The organism is Ruegeria sp. CDSB029 (assembly GCF_059611125.1).
Genome location: NZ_JBXWOX010000019.1, coordinates 65928 through 86121, shown reverse-complemented (window position 1 = coordinate 86121; position 20194 = coordinate 65928). Strand labels below are relative to the sequence as shown.

19 protein-coding genes, 2 tRNA genes and 1 pseudogene are annotated in these 20194 nt (G+C 54.7%); 6 read left to right on the top strand and 16 right to left on the bottom strand.

The window, feature by feature from the left end; all coding sequences use genetic code 11:
• The first annotated feature begins 380 nt into the window (after positions 1-380).
• Positions 381-4364 carry an NACHT domain-containing antiphage protein EruA gene (eruA, locus tag AC2FI8_RS19215; RefSeq protein WP_496780594.1) on the top strand — a complete coding sequence of 1328 codons (3984 nt, stop codon included), beginning with the start codon at positions 381-383 and terminating at the stop codon, positions 4362-4364.
• 235 nt (positions 4365-4599) lie between these two features.
• Here the strand turns inward: eruA and AC2FI8_RS19210 are convergent.
• From AC2FI8_RS19210 to AC2FI8_RS19185, 6 genes are all read right to left on the bottom strand, one after another.
• Positions 4600-4674 (bottom strand) — tRNA-Phe (locus AC2FI8_RS19210).
• A 79-nt stretch (positions 4675-4753) separates the two neighbouring features.
• On the bottom strand, positions 4754-4936 hold the full coding sequence (locus AC2FI8_RS19205) for a DNA gyrase inhibitor YacG (RefSeq protein WP_058275399.1): 183 nt from the start codon (positions 4934-4936) through the stop codon (positions 4754-4756).
• A complete protein-coding gene (locus tag AC2FI8_RS19200; RefSeq protein ID WP_496780593.1) occupies positions 4933-5955 on the bottom strand; it encodes a ribonuclease E/G in 1023 nt (340 codons plus the stop codon). The genes AC2FI8_RS19205 and AC2FI8_RS19200 overlap by 4 nt, the downstream gene beginning before the upstream one ends.
• Positions 5952-6530: a Maf family protein gene (locus tag AC2FI8_RS19195; protein WP_496780592.1), complete on the bottom strand. Its 579-nt coding sequence runs from the start codon at positions 6528-6530 to the stop codon at positions 5952-5954. Before AC2FI8_RS19195 ends, AC2FI8_RS19200 begins: the two co-directional genes overlap by 4 nt.
• 11 nt (positions 6531-6541) lie before the next feature.
• Positions 6542-6760: a translation initiation factor IF-1 gene (infA, locus tag AC2FI8_RS19190; protein ID WP_005978431.1), complete on the bottom strand. Its 219-nt coding sequence runs from the start codon at positions 6758-6760 to the stop codon at positions 6542-6544.
• 91 nt (positions 6761-6851) lie between these two features.
• The gene (locus AC2FI8_RS19185; protein WP_496780591.1) at positions 6852-7727 is read right to left on the bottom strand and encodes a carbon-nitrogen hydrolase family protein; all 876 of its coding nucleotides are present in this window, start codon (positions 7725-7727) and stop codon (positions 6852-6854) included.
• Between the two features lie 374 nt (positions 7728-8101).
• On the opposite strand from AC2FI8_RS19185, the gene AC2FI8_RS19180 reads away from it, so the two are divergent.
• Positions 8102-8308, top strand: coding sequence for a dodecin (locus tag AC2FI8_RS19180; protein ID WP_496725491.1), 207 nt, complete (start codon positions 8102-8104; stop codon positions 8306-8308).
• Positions 8309-8364: 56 nt separating this feature from the next.
• Here AC2FI8_RS19180 and AC2FI8_RS19175 read toward each other — a convergent pair whose 3' ends face one another.
• From AC2FI8_RS19175 to AC2FI8_RS19130, 10 genes are all read right to left on the bottom strand, one after another.
• Positions 8365-8958, bottom strand: coding sequence for a GNAT family N-acetyltransferase (locus AC2FI8_RS19175; protein ID WP_496780590.1), 594 nt, complete (start codon positions 8956-8958; stop codon positions 8365-8367).
• Positions 8951-9349 carry a ketosteroid isomerase-related protein gene (locus tag AC2FI8_RS19170; protein ID WP_496725489.1) on the bottom strand — a complete coding sequence of 133 codons (399 nt, stop codon included), beginning with the start codon at positions 9347-9349 and terminating at the stop codon, positions 8951-8953. Before AC2FI8_RS19170 ends, AC2FI8_RS19175 begins: the two co-directional genes overlap by 8 nt.
• A gap of 2 nt (positions 9350-9351) precedes the next feature.
• Positions 9352-9804 (bottom strand): arsenate-mycothiol transferase ArsC, encoded by a 453-nt coding sequence (locus AC2FI8_RS19165; RefSeq protein WP_058275393.1) that lies wholly within the window; start codon positions 9802-9804, stop codon positions 9352-9354.
• 3 nt (positions 9805-9807) lie between these two features.
• Positions 9808-10287 (bottom strand): UPF0262 family protein, encoded by a 480-nt coding sequence (locus AC2FI8_RS19160; protein ID WP_496696377.1) that lies wholly within the window; start codon positions 10285-10287, stop codon positions 9808-9810.
• Positions 10288-10372: 85 nt separating this feature from the next.
• Positions 10373-11170 (bottom strand): hypothetical protein, encoded by a 798-nt coding sequence (locus tag AC2FI8_RS19155; protein ID WP_496780589.1) that lies wholly within the window; start codon positions 11168-11170, stop codon positions 10373-10375.
• Between the two features lie 124 nt (positions 11171-11294).
• Entirely contained in the window at positions 11295-12596 is a 1302-nt protein-coding gene (gene hisD / locus AC2FI8_RS19150) for a histidinol dehydrogenase (protein ID WP_496780588.1), read from the bottom strand.
• A 60-nt stretch (positions 12597-12656) separates the two neighbouring features.
• Positions 12657-13124: a GNAT family N-acetyltransferase gene (locus AC2FI8_RS19145; RefSeq protein WP_496780587.1), complete on the bottom strand. Its 468-nt coding sequence runs from the start codon at positions 13122-13124 to the stop codon at positions 12657-12659.
• A 43-nt stretch (positions 13125-13167) separates the two neighbouring features.
• Complete coding sequence (locus AC2FI8_RS19140) at positions 13168-13644, bottom strand: DUF2948 family protein (RefSeq protein ID WP_496768810.1); 477 nt, start codon at positions 13642-13644, stop codon at positions 13168-13170.
• Positions 13641-14909 (bottom strand): UDP-N-acetylglucosamine 1-carboxyvinyltransferase, encoded by a 1269-nt coding sequence (gene murA, locus AC2FI8_RS19135; RefSeq protein ID WP_496780586.1) that lies wholly within the window; start codon positions 14907-14909, stop codon positions 13641-13643. Before murA ends, AC2FI8_RS19140 begins: the two co-directional genes overlap by 4 nt.
• Positions 14910-14915: 6 nt before the next feature.
• Positions 14916-15071, bottom strand: a complete 156-nt coding sequence (locus AC2FI8_RS19130) for a hypothetical protein (protein ID WP_496780585.1) — start codon at positions 15069-15071, stop codon at positions 14916-14918.
• 83 nt (positions 15072-15154) lie between these two features.
• Here AC2FI8_RS19130 and AC2FI8_RS19125 point away from each other — a divergent pair.
• From AC2FI8_RS19125 to AC2FI8_RS19110, 4 genes and pseudogenes are all read left to right on the top strand, one after another.
• A tRNA-Thr gene (locus AC2FI8_RS19125) sits at positions 15155-15229 on the top strand.
• 91 nt (positions 15230-15320) lie between these two features.
• Positions 15321-15497 (top strand): annotated as a pseudogene (locus AC2FI8_RS19120) (DUF6538 domain-containing protein); the annotation flags it as partial.
• A 15-nt stretch (positions 15498-15512) separates the two neighbouring features.
• Entirely contained in the window at positions 15513-16835 is a 1323-nt protein-coding gene (locus AC2FI8_RS19115; RefSeq protein WP_496780599.1) for a tyrosine-type recombinase/integrase, read from the top strand.
• A gap of 301 nt (positions 16836-17136) precedes the next feature.
• Complete coding sequence (locus AC2FI8_RS19110; protein WP_496780584.1) at positions 17137-19779, top strand: alpha/beta hydrolase family protein; 2643 nt, start codon at positions 17137-17139, stop codon at positions 19777-19779.
• Positions 19780-20194 lie beyond the last annotated feature (415 nt).

Genomic DNA, 20194 nt, shown 5'->3' with positions numbered 1-20194 from the left:
ATAAGGCAAGATAGTCGATCATGGTCACGCTTCCGCTGAAAGTCCAAAAAGTCCAGCGGACTCTTTCCGCAGGATTTTCCGCAGATGCCATGAGAGATTTCTAAGGTTTGAGTTTTGACCTTGAAGGTGTGTTTTCAGAAAGCAATTGATTTCGTTTCAGCACTGTGGGCGGAAAGTGGTTATTCTCCGCAGGTGCAGTGTTGCAGTGCCGCCTCCCAAGGATCGGACATTTCAAATGATGGAATCGAGCTTCGGCCTAAACCTCAGCTGTGCGCGCAAACCTTAGATTTAGGTGACGATTTATGATGTGGTTGCCGCGCGAACTCATCTATACAACCGGTATCGACATCCCAACGACTAAGGGCCATTGAGATTAATTCGTGAACAGCATCTTTCATATCCCTCGAACCCTTCGATCGGCGGATAGCACCTTTCCGGAGACCGACCTGCTAACCGCGCCAGGGGTTGCTATTATCTTAGCAGAGCCGGGGGCCGGAAAGACATCGCTTCTGGCTAGTCTTGGAAATCGCTTGGGTGTTCGACCGATAAGAGCGAGCGTATTCGACGGAGTAGAGGGTGCTCATTGTCTAGTGGTCGACGCATTGGACGAGGTTGCGCGGCTAGATGCGGCTGGGCTCATGCCACTACTGAAATCTGTAAGGCGTGCTGGCGCGGATCGTACAGTGATCGCTAGTAGATCGGGCGAGTGGGAGGCGGCACAGACTGCATTTGTCAGAGATCTGTTCGAGACGGAACCTGTTGTTATCCATCTCGAGCCGCTCGATGAGCATCAGCAGAATGCGCTTTTCGACAACGAGTACCCAGACGCCAACTTCGAGACGTTCAAGTCTGACGTGCGGAGGTTTGACCTTGATCCGCTCCTCGGAAACCCTCAGTTCCTGAAACTATTTGCGGCCGCGCACGCCGAGGGCGGTGGCGCGTTCTCCACTCGCGACGCGATTTTCGATGACGCGATAAGATTCCTCGCCCACGAAGCAAACGATCAGATCCCTCAACGGCACGCGCCGACGCGTACTCAGCGCATCGCATGGGCCGACGAGGTGTTCGCGAAGCTTCTGCTGTCGGGGGCCGACGGCGTCTCGGTTTCTGCGGGACTTGATGAGAGGACTTACCCTGCTCTTGGCGATCTCGGCATCCGTGGTGACAGCCAAGCGTCGATCCTCGACACACGCCTCTTTAAACCTGCAGCCCATTCAGGGAACCACGAGCCGGTGCACAGGATCGTCGCTGAATATGGCGCAGCACGTCACTTGATCCGTTTGATCAACGATACGAGCAACCCGTTTTCCACTCGCCAATGCCTTGCAATCATCGCGCCAAACGGAGTCTCGCGGGACGAACTGCGTGGGCTTCTAGGGTGGATGGCTGCACTCGGAACACAAGAGACGCAGGAAGAGATCATCGCGGTTGATCCCTATGCAGTTCTGTCCAACGGCGACCCATCGCGCCTTTCGCCGAGATCGAAGCGCCTATTGCTGGATGGTCTGGTTGCCTTGTCGGAAGAAGATCCCTTTTTTCGCCGAAACGATTTCTGGCGGAGTTTCAGCGCTTCGGGATTTTTCACTGCCGATACGGTCGATGCCGTTCGAAACATCCTCAATCAACCGGAGGACGGAGGACACCTCAAGTCGCTCGTCTTTCAACTTCTGGAAGGGTCCTCGGCAATTGACGACCTTGTTCCGGAGCTTGAAAACCATCTTCTCGATCCGGTGTCGACTGAGAGAGTTAGGGTTGGAGCGCTAGACTGTTTGCTTGACTGCCAAGGGTATCCTTGGGAGCCCATACTTAGTCATCTTGCCAACGAGAACACACACATCGCGTCGCGTATATCGGTGAAAATAATCCAGAGTATTGGACTAGATCAAGTTGCGTGTGAAACGATATTGCGCATGCTTGCGTCCAGCGCGGCTTTATTCGAAAGGGGCGACGACCGTGTAATTGGCTCTCGTTATCACATTCGTCGACTGGCCAAAGAATTTGATTTGCGTCTGACGGTTTGGTCTCTGGACCGATTGACGGACGGGTTGTCCTGCGTATGCGGAGCACAGTCTGCCATACTATGTCATTGCCGGGACGGTATCAGCAAGATCGCCGGACTTCTGCTCGATAACTACTTTGAAATAAGTCTGGGACCGCATGATCCGGCGCGGCTTTGGCGTTGGCTGGAAGGGTTGAACTTCCACGGCTCCAAAGGCCCAGATGACAGTGCTGCTGTTCGCGCATTGCAGATCGATGATAGTCTGCGCTTGGCAATTCAAAAGCTCGTGCTTCAAGATCGAAGTTCCGAGGATGCTGTTTCCAATGCCTTCTTTGATTATCTCCATGGCCATCATGGCCATACGGGGCTTAAATTAATGCAGCCTGACGTTTGGTTCTTGGTGGATTGGGCATTTCAGACTGAGAACGATGTCGTGTGGGGGCGTCTGATCCCGAACCGCCCAAGCGTTTACTACCCAGCGAGTTGGCAGCCCGACCCTTTAAGAAGCCACATGCGCTCTCAGGCGCGCGAGAAGCCAGTTTTTTTGCGCAGGTGGTCCGAGATAGAACGACGTCGTCGCCAATTCGAATACAGACATAGGGAACCGAGATACCGCTTCCTCAGCCGTCAGCGGCGGAGAGATCAGCGCTTTGAAGACGCGAACAACCGTTCGCTTGAAGAAAATAAAGACTTGATACAGCGGGGCGAGCATTTTGGTTGGATCCGCCACATGGCGAGCATTTATCTGATCGAGCCTGAAAAGCTTGCAGAAGAGTTTGGTCGCGAGATTGATGTGCCGCTGGTGCTTCGGAACGCGCTTTCAAACCTTTCGGCAAAAGTGCCGACGCTTGAACAGTTGGGGATGCGCCGCGGGACTGTGATCGCGCGGATCCTACATGCTGGTTGTCTCGCGGAGTTCCGCGCGATCGGTCACCTAGACTCCGTAAGCGAAGATGTTCTTAAAGCTGCCAAGACAGATCTGGGCGGATACGACAAGATTCCCGACGCTGAGGCGGATGCTCTGGAGCAGGAGATCGACCGCCGCCTTCTGTCCGCGCCGCGCGCAGCGGAAACATTCTTAAGACAGCTTGTGGAGCCCGCACTTGAGGCAGGGGAGTTACCAACGTCCATCCATTGGTTGAGCCAGAACACGTATTTCGCCGCTCTTCAGTCAACACTTCCTCTGGTGTGGCTGCAGAGTTTCCCCGGAATGGACGAAACATCGAGGGATCGTTTGTTCGACCTCACTGCTCAATACGGGGATCGATCAGCATTGACCGCGCTGATCGTTGAGCGCTGCGACGAACTTCTCGCGGGTATCAACCCGCATCGGTGGGAGGCGCAACGCATGTTTTGGTTTCTGCGTCATGCCTTCTTCGTCGATGAGCCCGATCCGCAGATCTGGGCGTGGCTTACAAGAAATCCCGAAACGATCTTTGCGTTTGAAGGTCAGCGAGAGAACCGCAGGCACTCGGAGAGTGAAAGCGGTTGGCCCGCTCTCTCTGCCCAAAAGATTGCACTAGTTCTCGACGCGTTCGTCGATGAATGGCACGAAGTCGAATTGCCGAACAGTTGGGGTACGAGTAGCCCCCGAGAGGAACGCGCCTATCGCTATCTTACGGAAATCGTCTGGGCAATTGGCCGTGACGACCCGGACAACGCAACAACGGTCATCGATGACTTAAGGTCAGATCAGCGTTTTGTAAGTTTCGACCAAACGCTTAGAAGCATTCGGTCCGAGTCCATTCGAAGGCGAGCGCTTCGCGACTTTCGACCACCGTTACCCAATCAGGTGGTCCAGATGCTTGAGGTTTCTCAACCTGTGACAGTTGAACAGCTTCGGGCTGTAATGGTCGAGCGGCTAGAGTCACTTCAATCGGAAATTCGAGGTAGCGATCTAGACATTGGCGCGCTGTTCTATGACGGCGGTCGCAGGATCGACGAGAACACGGCGACCATGCGCATCGTCACCCTGCTTCGTCCCCGCCTCCAGCCACTTGGACTTTCGGACGCCTTGGAACACCAGTTGGCACTAGGGAACCGTTGCGACATTACGGTCGCCACTATGGTGAATGGCCAGCGTAGGCTTCTTGTCATCGAGGTCAAAGGCCAGTGGAACAGAGAGTTGTTTACTGCGGCCCAAGCGCAATTGCACAACAAGTACGCGATCCATCCTGACGCAGCCGAGCAAGGCATTTTTCTCGTGCTCTGGTTCGGGGGAAACGAGACAATTGCTGGACGTCGCGACGCATCGATTTCGAACGCCGACGCGCTGGCGGATCGAATAGCAGAGGCAGTCCCGGACGACTTGCGAAAAAGGCTGGATATCATTGTACTGGACCTGTCGGTCCAGCGCAGTCGCTGAGGTCACATTCTATATGGGGCAAGATCTTCAGTGAACGCTCATCTAACAAACGAGCACTTTGCGCTTCGCCTTCTTGCCGCTAAAAGATCGTAGGCAGTGTATCAGTTTACCTACCATGTGGTCATATCGAAGCCAGAATCCGTCCGCTGTCACCCAAATTGTCACCCAAAGGCGAAAACACTCTTTGAGGCAAACGCGTCAATTCAGATAAGTGTCTGTTTTTATTTATTTTTAATGGTGCCCGGGGGCGGAATCGAACCACCGACACGAGGATTTTCAATCCACTGCTCTACCCCTGAGCTACCCGGGCACGGGAACGGCGTTTACCGTTGGGTGGAGGCCTTCTATGACTTGCTACAGGCAGTGTCCAGAGGCTTTTTCACATTTTTTCAATGTGGACGTTGTTGCTCTGGTTCGGGATCGGAAACTTCTGTTTCAACGTCCTCTTCCCGCTGCGATGGAACCGCGTAGGACCCGTTCAGCCACTTGGCCAGATCAATATCAGCACACCGCTTCGAACAGAATGGCCGAAACTCGGTTACAGACTTTTCTGCGCAGATCGGGCAGCTCATTTCAGCACTTCCGACAACGGGATACGGCCGCGTTTACGCTGTAGCTCGTAGTGGCCAAGAGGGGTCCAGCCTGCCAGCGTGGTTTCGACCGAATCTGCCTTCAACGCAGCGCGCAGAGAGGCCTCGAACCCACGGCGATCCTTTTTAGGCATTGGTGCTAGGTCCAGAGTGATTTGCCCCCCAAGACCGCGAACGCGCAAGGCACGGGCAAGCCCCTTGGCACAGGCGAAATTGACCTTGGTTCCGGCTGCCATCGACGTGTCGGACCCGGTGTTGACATCCACAGCGACCAAGGCCCGGGTGGGCTGAATATATAGATGCCCGCCTCCGGGCAGTGGCTCGGAAATACCACGCGCCACGTCCAATGCATCCAATACGCCATGCGTTTCGAAACTGCCCGGCTGTGTCACGACCTCAGCTGGGTCAGTCCAGTCGCGCCAGGCCAGAACATGGGGTTCGTCACCTTCCAGCAGCAGCTCGGGCTCAGTTCCCGGATCGTTCAAAACCTGATCCGCATGGGCCAGCATCGCACCGATATCTTCGGCGATTTCAGCCGCACCTTCGCCCTCACAACAGGACCGCAGGATCAGGCCATGGCTGCTGCCCTCCATGCTCTCATGAGCGATTTCAAGAAGGCGGTCACGCTCATCTTCGTCGTGGATGGAACGTGAGATATTCAAACCGGGCGCATCAGGCGTAACGATAGCATAGCGGCTTTTGAACAGAACCCGATCGGTCACTGGCAGCGCCTTACCGGGTTCGGCATAGCCCGTCACCTGAACCAACATCAGTGCACCGGGTGCGAGCCCTTTGATCTGTCGTAGAAAGGCCGGACCGTCAGGTGTGGTCAGGAACATGCCGCCCTGCCCTTTGACCGGTCGGTCGGCACGGGCACGGTAAATCGTACCCGGCGCGGGTGCGTCAGCTGCAATCAGGAAATCGTCCAGCTGACCGTCGACCATAAGGGCGGCAGCTTCGCGGTTTTCGATGTGATCCAGAACAATGGTTCGACCCTTCATGACACCTCACTATACAGGGGATAGCCGATGCCTTGCAAAAGCGCGGCAGTCTCGGACAGGGGGAGCCCCACGATGCCGGTAAACGAACCAGAAATCCACGGGATGAATGCCCCGGCGGGGCCTTGAATGGCGTAAGCGCCTGCTTTGCCCTTCCAGTCTCCGGTCGCCAGGTAAGCGTTGATTTCGACGTCTGACAGGCGTTTGACCTTGACCTGAGACACCACATCACGTTGCAGAACGCGGTCCCCACGCCGTACAGCGACCGAGGTGATTACGCGGTGCCGTCGACCGGACAAAGCATGCAGGAATTCAGCCGCCTGGCCCGCGTCTTCCGGTTTTCCAAGAATACGGCGACCCAGTGCGACAGTGGTATCCGCACAAAGAGTTACATCGTCGCCATCGGCCTGTACCGCCTGCACTTTTGCCCGCGTAATACGAGTGCAATAGGGCACCGGCAGCTCACCTTTCAACGGCGTTTCATCAATGTCGGGTGCACGGATGGCATCGGGCCGCACGCCAAGCTGGGCCAACAGGTCCAGCCGCCTTGGGCTGCCCGATCCTAAGATAAACGCCATTGCGGCAGGCGTTACTTGAAGCGGTAGTTGATCCGACCCTTGGTCAGATCATAGGGGGTCATCTCGACCTGAACTTTGTCGCCGGCCAGAACACGGATGCGGTTCTTGCGCATCTTGCCTGCCGTATGTGCGATGATCTCATGGCCGTTTTCCAGCTCGACCCGAAACGTCGCATTAGGCAGGAGTTCCTTCACGACACCGGGAAATTCGAGCGTATCTTCCTTGGCCATGTTGTCTCCACATTTAAGTTGCACCCGCAGAATCTGCGGGGATGTGCGCTTAAATGAGCCTATTTTGGCCCTATTTCAAGGGCGGAATCACCTATAGGGCGGATATTGTGACCGAATTGACTCGGGGTGATTGCTCATCCCAATGAGTTCGGTTGAGGACATGGCCATCAGACCGCACACCGGCGATGGCCGACATGTCGACCTCAGCATAAGTCCAGCCGGGTTGGTTCATGGTGCCTTCGGCCAGCACTCCGGTCGCGGGAAAGCCCTTGTCAGGTGGACCGAATATACCGCCAGTGCCGGTGTTCATATCAACAGCTTCGGACCATTCATAAGCGCCAACCAAAGACGACATCACCGTAACGCATTGATTTTCCAATGCCCTGGACATCGCGCCGATACGCACCCGCCAATAGCCTGACAACGCCTCGGTGCAGGATGGGACAAGGATAAGGTCTGCCTCGCTAAGAGCACGACCCAACAGCGGGAACTCACTATCGTAACAGATCAGCACCCCGATTTTGCCCAGCGCAGTATCGAACAATTTCAGCGGGCCGCCAGGGGCAATATCCCACGACTCGCGTTCGAACCGGGTCATGATCTGTTTGTCCTGGTGGTCCTGTTTGCCATCTGGGGCATAGAATGCAGCCCGGTTCACAGGTCGACCAGGGCCATCCACAACCGGGGCCGATGCGCCCAAAATGTACGTCTTGTACTCCAGCGCGAGGCGCCGGTGCAGATTTCGCACATCCGCCATCCGATCCGAGACCGCGTGGATCGACCGCTCCAGATCACCCGCCACCTCGGCCCCGTCGAGCGTAGACAGCTCCATCGCGCCATATTCAGGAAAAACCAGCAGGTCCGCCCCCTGCCCCGCGGCGTCTGAGACCCAGCGGTCCAGCTTATCTTCATACTGCGCCCAGCTGTCGAGCCAATCGAGGTTATAGGCGGCAGTAGCGACTTTCATGGGCTATCCTTGCGGTCCAAACTCGGGCGAATTTAAGTGTGAATTCGCGGGCTGTATAGCCCCATCCTGACACCTTGGGTTTTGAGTGACCATTTCCGCTATGACCCCGAACTGTCAAATGCCGCAGGATGCATGAATGACGGCCAAACCTTGCTCTTGTCGGAAATGAGCGGCCAACGAAACCGTCATTGTTGACCGGTGAACCAGCACACAATTCATTTTAAAGTGCTGGTATGTCAGCATGCAACCATCTGTCAGTCTGCAAGAGACAAATTCAGTTGATGTCTTGGCAATGATGAGAGAGCCTGAGGGTCGGTTCCGAGGGGCCATCAAACACGCACCCAATAATCCAGTTCAGCTTAGGGAGAATGAAAGTGACGAATGCAACCTACAAGAAAATCGATGTCGTCGGCACGTCAACGGAATCTGTTGATGCAGCTATCAGGTCGGGTATCTCAAAGGCGGCTGAGACAGTTAAAAACCTTGATTGGTTCGAAGTTTCGGATATCCGAGGTCACATAACGGATGGCGAAGTTGGTCACTTCCAGGTCGCTATGAAAATCGGGTTCAGGCTCGACTAAGACAAGGCACAAGAACAGCAAAAGACCGATTTGTCCGCAGAGCAGACGAAAACTATCTACAGATCCCGCATCCAAAACTGCAGTCGCTTTGCTGTCTCGCCCTCTTCGCCAACATCCTTCCACGAAAACTGCGCGATCACACCGGGCAGCGGCTCATATCCCCGCGCGCGCCAGAAGGTATCCAAGGGGCGATAATTATTGGGCCGCATGGGGTGGTCTGGGGCGCGCTGTACACTGCAAAAGGCGCATTTTCTGTAGCCCAGCTTGCGCGCGTGTGCCTCGCGAAGGTCAAAAAACTTATGCCCAACCCCCTGCCCCCGATAGTCCGGCAAAAGGACAGATTCGGCGCAGTAGAAGATGTCGGTCAGGTCCAGGCCCGAGCCTTCAAAGGCGGCGGCGAAATCATCAGCGTGATCGGTCAGAGGGGCACCGGTTGAAGTGCCTATCAGGCGGTCACCATCGAACGCTCCAACAACGACCGCTTTGTCGCTGTCACGGTAAGATTGCAGGTACTTCCGCTCGTAATCGATGTCGCCGTCATACAGATACGGCCATGCCCGAAACACTAGAATCCGCAAACGCGCCACATCGTCCAAAGCATTTGTCAGCGCCGCGCCAGTCAGGGGGCGGACAGCTGTAACCTCAGCCATTCGAAACCTGCTTTGTCCAGTCAGCGAGGTTGTAGAACGTGGTAACGCGGGTGATCTTGCCGTCTTTCAAGTCAAAGAACGACCCAGCGGGCAAGCGATAGGTCTGGCCGTGGGCTTCGGGCAAACCCTCATCCGTTTGCAGATAGGTGCCGTTCACAGTGAACTCGGCCGAAGCGCGGGTGCCGCCTTCGGCCTCAAACACCACGATGTCCGTCAGGTGTTCCTTGTAGCAGCGGTTCATATGGGCGCAGAAGGCTGCAAATTTTTCCTTGCCAGTGCGGATCTGGCCTTCGTTCACGTGATGCGCCACGTCATCTGACAGGCAAGCCAGCATGCCGTCGACGTCACCGGCATTGAAAGCGTCGAAATAGGTTTTGACGGTCTGGTTCATGGTCACTCCGTAGGTTCGCCCCAGCGACCTTTGAGATGCTGAATGATCTGGTCGCGGGTCTGTCGGTAGTGAATTAACTTGTCTGCGCGGCTTTCGCCCAGTCCGGTAGGGTCCATTATTGGCCAATAATCGACATCCAAGTGAAAAATGCGCGTCAATTCCAGAGCCTGGCGCTGACTGGCTGGAGACAACGCAACGATCAAGTCGAACGAGCTGAGGTCGTCACCCCATTCCTGCATCTCATCAAACGAGCGGGACCGATGGCGGGACAGTTCAACGCCGACTTCCTGACAGACAGCAATGCAAAATCCGTCAATCTCAAGGTCATTTCGCACACCGGCGGACTGCACATAAGTGCCCGTACCATAGAACTTTTTCATGAGCCCTTCGGCCATAGGGGACCGAACCGCGTTATGGTCGCAACAAAACAGGACCGACTGCGGTAAAGGCTTCACGCGTCAGCCCCCGAAATGCAGCACGCAGATCAGCGTGAAAAGGCGACGCGCGGTATCGGTATCTATGTCGGCCTTACCTTCAAGTCGCTCCTGCAAGACGCGGCTGCCTTCGTTGTGGATGCCGCGACGGGCCATGTCGATGGTTTCGATCTGGCTGGGCGGCAGGGTTTTTACCGCGTTGAAATAGCTTTCGCAGATCTGAAAATAATCTTTGACCACTTGCCGGAACGGCCCCAGCGACAGGTGAAACTCAGCTGCCTTTTCCTCGGCCTCGGTGGCTATGTCAAAGACCAGCCGCTTATCGCGGATCGACAGCTGCACACGGTATGGTCCATCAGGCGTGACACGGTCATCGCGCACCGGCAGCGCAAAGCTGTTTTCTTCCAGCAAATCATAGATCGCAACCTTACGCTCCTGCTCAATCTCGGGGGTCGGCGGAGGCAGGTTTCGGTCGTCAAGTTCGATGTGCGAGATACGAGTCATAAGGCGTGGTCCGTTCAGGTCGGGACAGACTTATAGCAACAAAATTAAATGGGCAACGCACACAGACCATTTCCTGACAAACTCGCTACAACGGGTGATCCGAAGGGTCGATTCCGTGCTTCCGCAGCAGGGTGTCGACAAGCGAGCCCTTGGCGATTTCACGACCCTGAAAAATCTTCCGAAACCAAGATCCAAAGAAATGCACGGACATTTTGTTCTGCCAGTCCAGAAACTCGAGCGCCGACATATCCGGATCGTTCCAGTGCTTTCTGTACCTAAGAGGAATCGCGTAAAGCTCGGCGCGGGCAGAACACATATCATGTTCCGGCGTGTTATAAATGTAGTGAAAGAACAAAGGTGGCCCAAAGGTCGAAAGCGGCAAACTCCAGACAGTTGATCTGCCGAATATGTCGATGTAGCTCTTTCGCCGATCCTCTGCCCACCAGGGCGGAACAAGGTCGCTGGCAAAAGCAAAATCACACATTTTTTTCAATGCCAGGCTGTCGCTTGGCAAGGCAACAACACCATTCATCATACGCCGACGTTTCATATTCGCCTTAGGAAACAAGTAACCCTGTTTGGTCTCGAACGGTCTGTTCGCGTAGGCATCGGCATCCACCCAGATATAGTCGGTATCCTGCATAAGCTTCAGGCGGAACAGATCCGCATGAACGGCAACGGATCGGGTGATCGGGTCGCGGTAAATCTCGGACGTATCAAATACTTCACGTGCGTCACGCGCCTCGATGTAATCCGGAATATCCTCGAGATCGCCATAGTGGTAGACGATCGGCTTCTGGTCCACATCCGCGAAGGATTTCAGGCACAAATGCTCTAGAAAACTAAACCGTTTGCCGATCCAGAGTGTTGCCACGCGTTCCAAGTCTGGCTCCTTTGTGCCGGGTCGTCTTGCGGCTAGGGCGCCGTTGAACACCCATCTGCTTCAAGCCCAATCCATGAAAACCAATACAGGTTCACAACAGGTGTGACCCCATGGCCATAAACCTTCAGCCATTCAGGCGCTTCAGCCGCGCCGTGACAGACAGCCCATGCGCCTCAAGGCTTTCGGATTGTGCCAGTTGCTCAGCTGCTGGTCCGATTGCACTCAGGGCTTCTGGTGTCATTTGGCTGAGTGTGGTGCGCTTGAGAAAATCCATCACGCTGAGACCGGAGGAGAAGCGGGCCGAACGGGCCGTCGGCAGCACGTGGTTGGGGCCGCCAACATAGTCTCCAATGGCCTCGGGCGTGTACTGGCCCAAGAAGATAGCGCCAGCGTGGACAGTCTTGGCGCTCAGCGCGACCGGGTCGGCCACGCATAACTCAAGGTGTTCGGGCGCGATGCGGTTCGACAATGCCGCCGCCTCGTCAAAATCACGCACGGTGATGATCGCGCCGAAATCACGCCAGCTGGCCCCCGCGATTGCGCGGCGTTGCAGGGTTTCAAGGCGTTTATCGACGGCTTTGACGACAGCCTGCCCAAACCCGGCGTCATCTGTAATCAGAATCGACTGCGCGCTTTCGTCATGTTCTGCTTGGCTAAGCAGATCCAACGCGATCCAGTCGGGGTCGTTGTCCTTGTCGGCAATCACCAGAATCTCGGACGGGCCGGCAATCATGTCTATGCCAACCTTTCCAAAAACGCGGCGCTTGGCGGCGGCGACAAAGGCGTTGCCCGGCCCGGTGATCTTGTCGACGGGCGCGATACTGTCGGTGCCATAGGCCAGTGCGGCAATCGCCTGTGCACCGCCTACACGATAGACTGTATCCACACCGGAAAGCTGCGCCGCCAGCAGGACCAGCGGGTTCACCTGCCCGTCCGGCGTTGGCACCGCGATGGCCAAACGCTCGACTCCCGCAACCTTGGCCGGGATTGCGTTCATCAGCACTGATGACGGATAAGATGCCAGCCCGCCGGGCACATAAAGACCAGCAGACGACACTGCAGACCAGCGCCACCCCAGCGTTGCGCCTGCTTCATCGGTCCACGCGTGATCCTCAGGCATCTGCCTTTCGTGATAGGTCCGGATACGGTCGGCAGCCAATTCCAGCGCGGCCCGATCTTCGGCCGAGACCTGATCCACAGCCTCAGTGATCTGTTCAGCGCTGAAGGCCAATGTTTCGGGGGTCAGCTCCAGCCGGTCAAACTTGGCGGTCAGTTCGATCACCGCCGCATCGCCGCGTTTCCGCACGTCATCGATAATCTCAGCGACAACGGCGTCCACATCCGGGCTGTCCTCGCGCTTGGCGGACAATAGTGTTTTGAAGGCGGTCTCGAATTCAGACGACGTCGTGTCGAGGAAAACAGGCATGTTCTGGCACTCCGGAGCGTTTGATCGGGACATACCGCCCAGATGGGCCGGCCTCAACCCTCAGTCCTGTAGGTGCAGCGATTTGCGCATACTCAGACAGGGCACGTCATTGCGCTGACTGCATCCTCCGGTGGCTTCCCAGCCGTGCCGCGCATAGAAACCCTGTGCCGTTTGGGTGGCTTCAAGCTGCCCCTCGGTACAGCCAAGAGCGATTAGTTCCCGCTCAAGCGTCTTCAACAAAGCACCGCCAATACCGCAACCAATGTGACCTGGATCGATATACAAAAGCGTGACTTCTCCGGCTTCGGTCAGCCCACCGACTGCCGCAGGCTGCCCGTTATTCTCGGCGAGCCAGATTTGTGCCCCGTTCCTGATCCAGCCTCTGATCGTCTCCGGATCTTTGTTTGCGACCCATTGTGCGATCACCTTAGGATCATCCTGATGGTCCGCCTTGCAAAGCTCGGTAATTGACCGGACCAGAACACGGCTCAGATCGAACACGTCGAAAACGGTCGCACGGCGCAGCACCAGACCCTGTGGGGGTCCGGGGAATGCCTGCGCTATGCCGCGCTTATTCCGGATGGTGCGGTGCCTGACCGGAAGGGGCCTGATACGGCCGGGTCACGTCCTTGAGGGTGACATCCAGCGCCTCGACCGACAAGCGGATCGTACCATCTCCGGCCAGTGTTAGCATGATCTGCCCGGCACCGTCTTCGCCCGCTTCGAAATCAATCGACAGCAGGGACATCACCATTTCCTTGTCGCCGCGTTCGACCCCTTGGCTCGCCACAGAAAGCACTGAATCGAAAACCAGAACCGACTGCACCCGTTCAAACGGGCGGTCGCGGCGGGCGGCGGCATCTTTGTCTTCCCAGCGGAACCGGTTCAGCAACAGGCCAAAGCGACGTTCAGAGGGCCGCCACGTCATCTCGGTGATTGGGAAAACCGCATCCTGCGCCAGGGTCGAAATCACCTGAAGGTCATCGGCGTCCTCGGCCCCCAGATTCAGTGGGGCTTCGCGTCCGTCTTCGAAACTTGCATCTGTCATTGGCCTTTGATCCGTTCAATCTTCGCGCCCACGCCTTCCAGCTTACGCACCACATGTTCATATCCGCGGTCCAGATGATAGACCCGACTGACGGTCGTTTCCCCCTCAGCTGCCATTCCGGCCAGAATCAACGAGACTGAGGCCCGCAAATCCGTCGCCATCACGGGCGCTCCCTTCAGGCGTTCAACTCCGGTCACGGTCGCTGTACCGCCATGCACTTCGATATTTGCGCCCATGCGCACCAATTCGGGGGCATGCATGAAGCGGTTCTCAAAGATACGTTCTTCCAGAACCGAAGTTCCCTCGGCCGTGCACATCAGTGCCATCATCTGCGCCTGCAGGTCGGTCGGAAAGCCGGGGAATGGCTCGGTCACCACATCCACGGCGCTGACACGACCGTTCTTGCGGACAACCTTCAGGCCATTTTGAGTTTCTTCGACATGCACGCCTGCCGCATCCAGCTTGGCCGCAAAGGATTCGACCAAAGCCATACGACCTCCCAACAGCTCAACCTCGCCGCCGCACATCGCAGGGGCCAGCATATAGGTACCCAATTCAATCCGGTCGGTCACCACCTGATGTGTTGCACCATGCAGCCGATCTACGCCCTGAATCTCGATGGTCGAGGTCCCCTCACCCGAAATTTGCGCACCCATCTTGCGTAGGCACTCAACCAGGTCAACAATCTCCGGCTCACGTGCGGCGTTCTTCAGAACGGTCGTGCCTTTGGCCAGCGTGGCGGCCATAACGATGTTCTCAGTTGCGCCCACCGAGGCAAAGCGCATCTCATGCACTGCGCCTTTCAGCCCACCCGGGGCTTTGGCGTGCAAGTAACCGTCTTTAAGCTCGATCTCGGCGCCCAGCGCCTCAAGACCTTCGACATGCAGGTCCATCGGTCGTGCACCGATGGCACACCCCCCCGGCAACGACACAACAGCCTGTCCAAAACGCGCCAGCAAAGGACCCAATACCAGATTGGACGCCCGCATCTTGCGCACGATCTCATAATCCGCCGTCTGACTGAGCAGATCATGGCTGGACATCGCCAGCACCTGCCCGTCCTGCAGCGAAGACACTTCTGCCCCCAGCGATTGCAACAGCGCAGTCATTGTTTTGATGTCACTCAGCCGCGGCGCATTGGTCAGCGTCAGCGGTTCTTCGCTGAGCAACGTTGCGGGCATCAGCGTCAGGCATGCGTTCTTGGCCCCCGCAATCGGTATCTGACCGTTCAGCGGCCCGTTGCCCGTTACCAAAATCGAATCCATCTGCTCTTATCCCTCGTCCTTGCCGGTCTTGTCCCCGGAAGCTGCCCGCGCCTTGGCTTGCGCCTTGCGCCGCGCCATATTTGCCTTGAGCGCGGCCTTAAGCCGTTCTTCGCGCGCGTCCCCGGATTTACCGTCTTTTTTGGGTGAATTTTTGTCTGCCATTGTCTTTCTCTACAGGAGACGAAAAAAACCGTCCAGACACCCTTGCGCCGCGTTTCGTTTGAGTCTAATCACCCGCCCACAGCGCTGCTGTAGCTCAGAGGTAGAGCACTCCCTTGGTAAGGGAGAGGTCGAGAGTTCAATTCTCTCCAGCAGCACCATGATTTCCTTATATTCCTCAAAAACTTACGCCGAACCAACGGCTTGCACTTACAGACTCCTACACACGAGTCCTACACAGTGACCCTTACCATGCCTACACCAGTCAAAGACAAAAAGAGCGGAATATACTACGTTAGGGTGCGCGTTCCGGCGGACCTTAGGGGAATCGTTGGTCGCTCCGAGGTGTCAAAGTCACTCCGCACCAGAGACCCATCAGAGGCCAAAGAGAGATTTGCGGCTGAATACGCTAAAATCCAAAAGCGATGGGCCTCCCATCGGGCAATGCCTGAACCACTCCCTTTCAAAAAGATAGTCGCGCTTTCGGGGCGCGTGTACTTCCGCCTTATGGAAATGTTGGAGAATGAACCGGGCGAACCTGCGATTTGGAACCGAGTATTAGAACTGAGCCAGCAGGCGGAGGCTACCGAAAGTGGTATGGAAAAGTGGTACGGAGAGGTCGCTGACGACATTTTGGCGAAAGAAGGAATCGCTGTAAACAAACCGACGCGGGCCCGTTTACTACGTGAAGTCCATAGGTCTTGGACACAGGCAGCTAGCCAGCAATTGAAGCGATCGGAGGGCGACTTTACCCCAGACGCTAAGGCTAATCGCTTCCCTGAATGGAAACTGATAGACGCGCCGACAGTAGCAACTGAAGGTCCCACACTCACCAGTCTTTTTGAACGTTGGAAAAAAGACCACTTGAGCAACGGAAAGGCACCTGCAACAATCGACGACTTCGCTCAGAAGACGGAAGCATTAATTGCATATCTGGGTCACGAGGACGTCTCAAAAATGAAGCCCAAGGATATTGCTGACTGGTGCGACTACTTGCGGGACGAGAAAGGTTTGAAACCCAAGACGATTGGGCGAAAGTACCTAGCCGCAATAAAGGCCGTTTTAAAATTGGCGCGATCAAAGTTTTTGATCGAAAGTGACCCATCGGCGGACGTGTCCGTCAAAGTCCCTAAACCGATTTCTGAGCGTTCTAAGGGCTTCACAGACTACGAAGCGAGAAGAATACTACGACACGCCAACGAAGCTCTAAAGGACGCCTCACGGGCCACCCACAATAATAAGCTTGCTTGCCGTTGGATACCTTGGATATGCGCTTATACGGGCGCGAGGGCGGGTGAGATCGCGCAACTCCGCAAACAAGACTTAATCAACGACAAAGGTATCCACTGTCTTGTGATCACGCCAGATGCAGGTAGCGTAAAAGCGCGTCGATATAGAACCGTTCCGCTTCATCCTCACCTAATTGAGATTGGCCTCCTAGTCTTCATAAACAGCGCCAGCGCCGGCTATCTTTTCCACGACGGGGGCAATAGCCCAGAAGAGGCACTCCGGTTGTCCCAAAATGCCCGCGATAAGGTTGGCGACTGGGTTAGGAACAAAGTGGGTATAACGGACCCTAGAATACAGCCAAGCCATGCGTGGCGACACCGATTTAAAACACAGGCTCGAAACGCCGACGTTGATGTGGTCTATCAAGACGCCATATGTGGCCACGCTGGGCGCAACGCCGGTGAAGATTATGGGGACTACCCGGTTGAAACGCTATATCGTGAAATCCACAAACTACCCCGAATTTTGTTAGATTGAGTGGTTTGAATTTGTCTTCGAGGACATTATTGCAACTACGGGCAAGGACTCCTCAACTGAAGAGATCACGGCAGGTAAGACTTGCCGCAGCGATTAGTGGCGCTGAACGCATGGTTGCACTGGCTATGTGAAGTCAACTTTACCGCCAAATCAGATTATTACGGGGCCATATTGTCAGCGGTACAACCTCTGCAAATGACAGCCAACTATTAGCAAAAGCATAAACTGTTGACGCATTTGCTCTGCGCCCACTACCGTAAACACTATTAACAGGTGTTATTTTTAGGTGCGGGTAATGAGTATGACTGACTATTTCTTGAATGAAGATTTTAACGACGGCGTTCTTAACGGAGAACCTTGGACTTATCGCAATGATGTAGAAGAAACGTCAGGTTACTTGCTTCTCACGATGTCCGCGACTGATCAACGCGCCAATGCGATTGTGACATTTCCTGAGAGTTTGTTTGAAGCTTCAATTAACTACGATCTCTTCATGCACTCGACCGGATCAAATTTTCTCGGCGAAAATAGCATGTACTTCACGACTGCTGATGGCGAATTCATTGAGGTGCGATTTTATACATCGAGCTCCACTCATGGCCCAGACTACGGTTACGATCCAAACAACTACGATCTACCTAAGCTATCAATTTTCTACCCAGATGGCTCGCGCGACGACATTTATTCAACCGGGGCAAATACTTCGACTTTTTTCGATACGTGGACCGAAGTAACAATCAACTTTGACTCTTCCAGTGGATCTATATCTGTCGATATGGAGTCTGACGGCCTTGTCGATATTAGCTTTTCCAACATAGAACTCGCCGGAGCCACTCTGGATCAATATACGCTCGGTACATATGGCTGGTACACAGGCCACTATTCAAGAGTGGATGATTTCTCCGTTGAAGGAAGCACACAGCCGTCTCAAAATACGCTAGTTTTCTTTGATGGCTTCGACCGCTCCGATAGCGAGACGGTTGGGAATGGCTGGGTCGAGGTGCATGAAACGCAGCCCAGCGATACTGCGTATGGTTCTTCTACACTCAGTATTGCCGGGGGTTATTTAGCGTTTAGCTACGATGCCCAAGGCAACCTGCCGCTTCCCAGTGATCTTCTACAACCGTATATGACACACGATCTGCCTACCGACCTCGGAGAAACGGGTTTCGAAATTCAATTCACTTTTACACCAGGTGACGATGAACGCGTCAGCCACTTTGTAGGTGTAGCAAACTCGAGTTCCGGGCAATATCTAGCAGAAGTCATTGGGCCAACATTCTACATTCCAGGCTCCGGCTTCGGTATAGAACTTTATCGCTCGGACGATACGACTTTGAACTCGGGTTTTAACCTTTATCGGTTCAATGAAGACCAGAACTTCGAATTCGACAATTTCCTGAGCCAAGAAGTAGTCCTCACTAGGGAACTCACTTCATTTCAATTCGAACAAGAAGATCAGATCGACGTATCCTTTCAGGTCTCAACTGAGGGCACTTGGACCGTTAACATCTCAAACGGGGCAATCACCGACACATTCACAGGCGCAACAGATGCGCTCACTGAAACCTTTGATCAAGTGGTGATGTCATCCATTTATGCTGGCTTATATGGCATAGACGGCTCAGTTTTCTACGACGCAAATCAAACCGAGATCGTAAGGTTTGACGACCTTGCCGTGTACGCGTTGGCTGATGTCGATCCACCCGAACCAGAGATTGATCCCTTTGTTTTCAATGTTTACACCGCAATGCAGTTGGCAACTGCGGCATATGCACCAATTGAGGACCAACCGCAGGCACCGGATACGGGTGACCGACTAATGGAAACCTCAGTCTATCTGTCGCTGTTCGGCGGTAGCACGACGCTGCGTGCGGTAGCAGGATTCGAAAATTCTGAGGGCGTTTCAATAACGGATAGTAGAGGTTTCTATATCAATCAAAATGCAGCTGCCTTGGTCGCTCGCACCGAAGATGCATTGGTGATTTCGTTCCGTGGAACGAATGATAACGACGGCAATCCAGAAACCATCATGGACGCGTTTCTCCAATCCCCTTCAAGTGATCGTTTGCAAGGAGTATTGATGGCAGGCGGACCTTTCGGCAAAGCGCTCGGTGCTACTATAGCCTTTGGAAAAGCGGTCAACGCCATTATTCCCGATAATGAAATGCAGTCACCGGATGTGGAAGATTGGTTCGACTTAGAGAGCCACTGGCTACTTTTTAGTGAACTTTGGGAATCCATACCCGACCTTCTAGACAGCTACAGCGTAGACAAGATTTATCTGGCCGGTCACAGCCTAGGTGGAAGTATGGTGCAATGGGCGTTTAATGCCGCCGAGACTGACGCAGACATCGGCGCGCGCATTGACGCAAACATCGAAGAAGCATTTACTTTTGGTGCTCCGGGCCTAGACGTTTTGAGGGCAGGAAACGAAAGTGACCCAAGACTACTGAACATTGGCTTTGAGAATGATCCGGTATTCAAAGCCAATATTGCCACTAGCAGCATTGGTGAAGATCTGTTGATTGATACAGCCGGAGGCGGACAGCACGAAACTTCCAGTTACTTAGAATACGCAAGCCTCCTTCTTCAGACAAACTTCATTGCAGACTACCACGAGGGACAACCCGGAAATCTTATTGCTGGCTTAGAGGGCAATGATAGATTCCAACTTGACGATGGCGTTGATTATTTCCTTTTTCGCGAGGGGGATGGTCATGACATACTCGAAGGCTTCAACACTGCTGAAGATCTGCTTTTACCCTACGGGTTCGACACCCCGCCCAACTACACGCTCAATTCTTCGGAATTCGGGACAACCGTTAGCTTCCAGACCGGCGACTCAATCACCTTTGAAGGCCTTGAGCTAGAAGAGGTTGAATTTATATTGGACAACAATGTTCTACCGGACGGCGCGTTCGATCCACTTTTGCTGGCATGAATTGTTGGGCATGAAAACTGATTTGATTTCTTGCTTTTAGGCTTGCCTGTTTCGAAGGTACGGAGCCTATCGAGTGGACGCGGCAGGTGTTTTGGCGGAAAAATTTGAGAGCCAGGGATATGAATACGTACCGCGCCATCCCCCCCGGCGGGAGGGGCGATAGACGGAGCAGTGTAATCGTCTTTGATTGCCGCATCAGTCCTTTTGACTTGCTCGTTGAGCGTGAGACCCGTTCAGTTCCCTTTAAGATGACCCGTGAGGGACCGGGTGAGGAGTTCCTTGATGTTGGACGATACGCACTGACCTTCACGAACCATCGAAAGGTTGCCTGAGTGCATGCGTCTCATTTGACCGGAGTGTAACAAGACAAGTGCCAATCTCTCAAAAACCGTCTCATTTAAGTGGGATTGACATT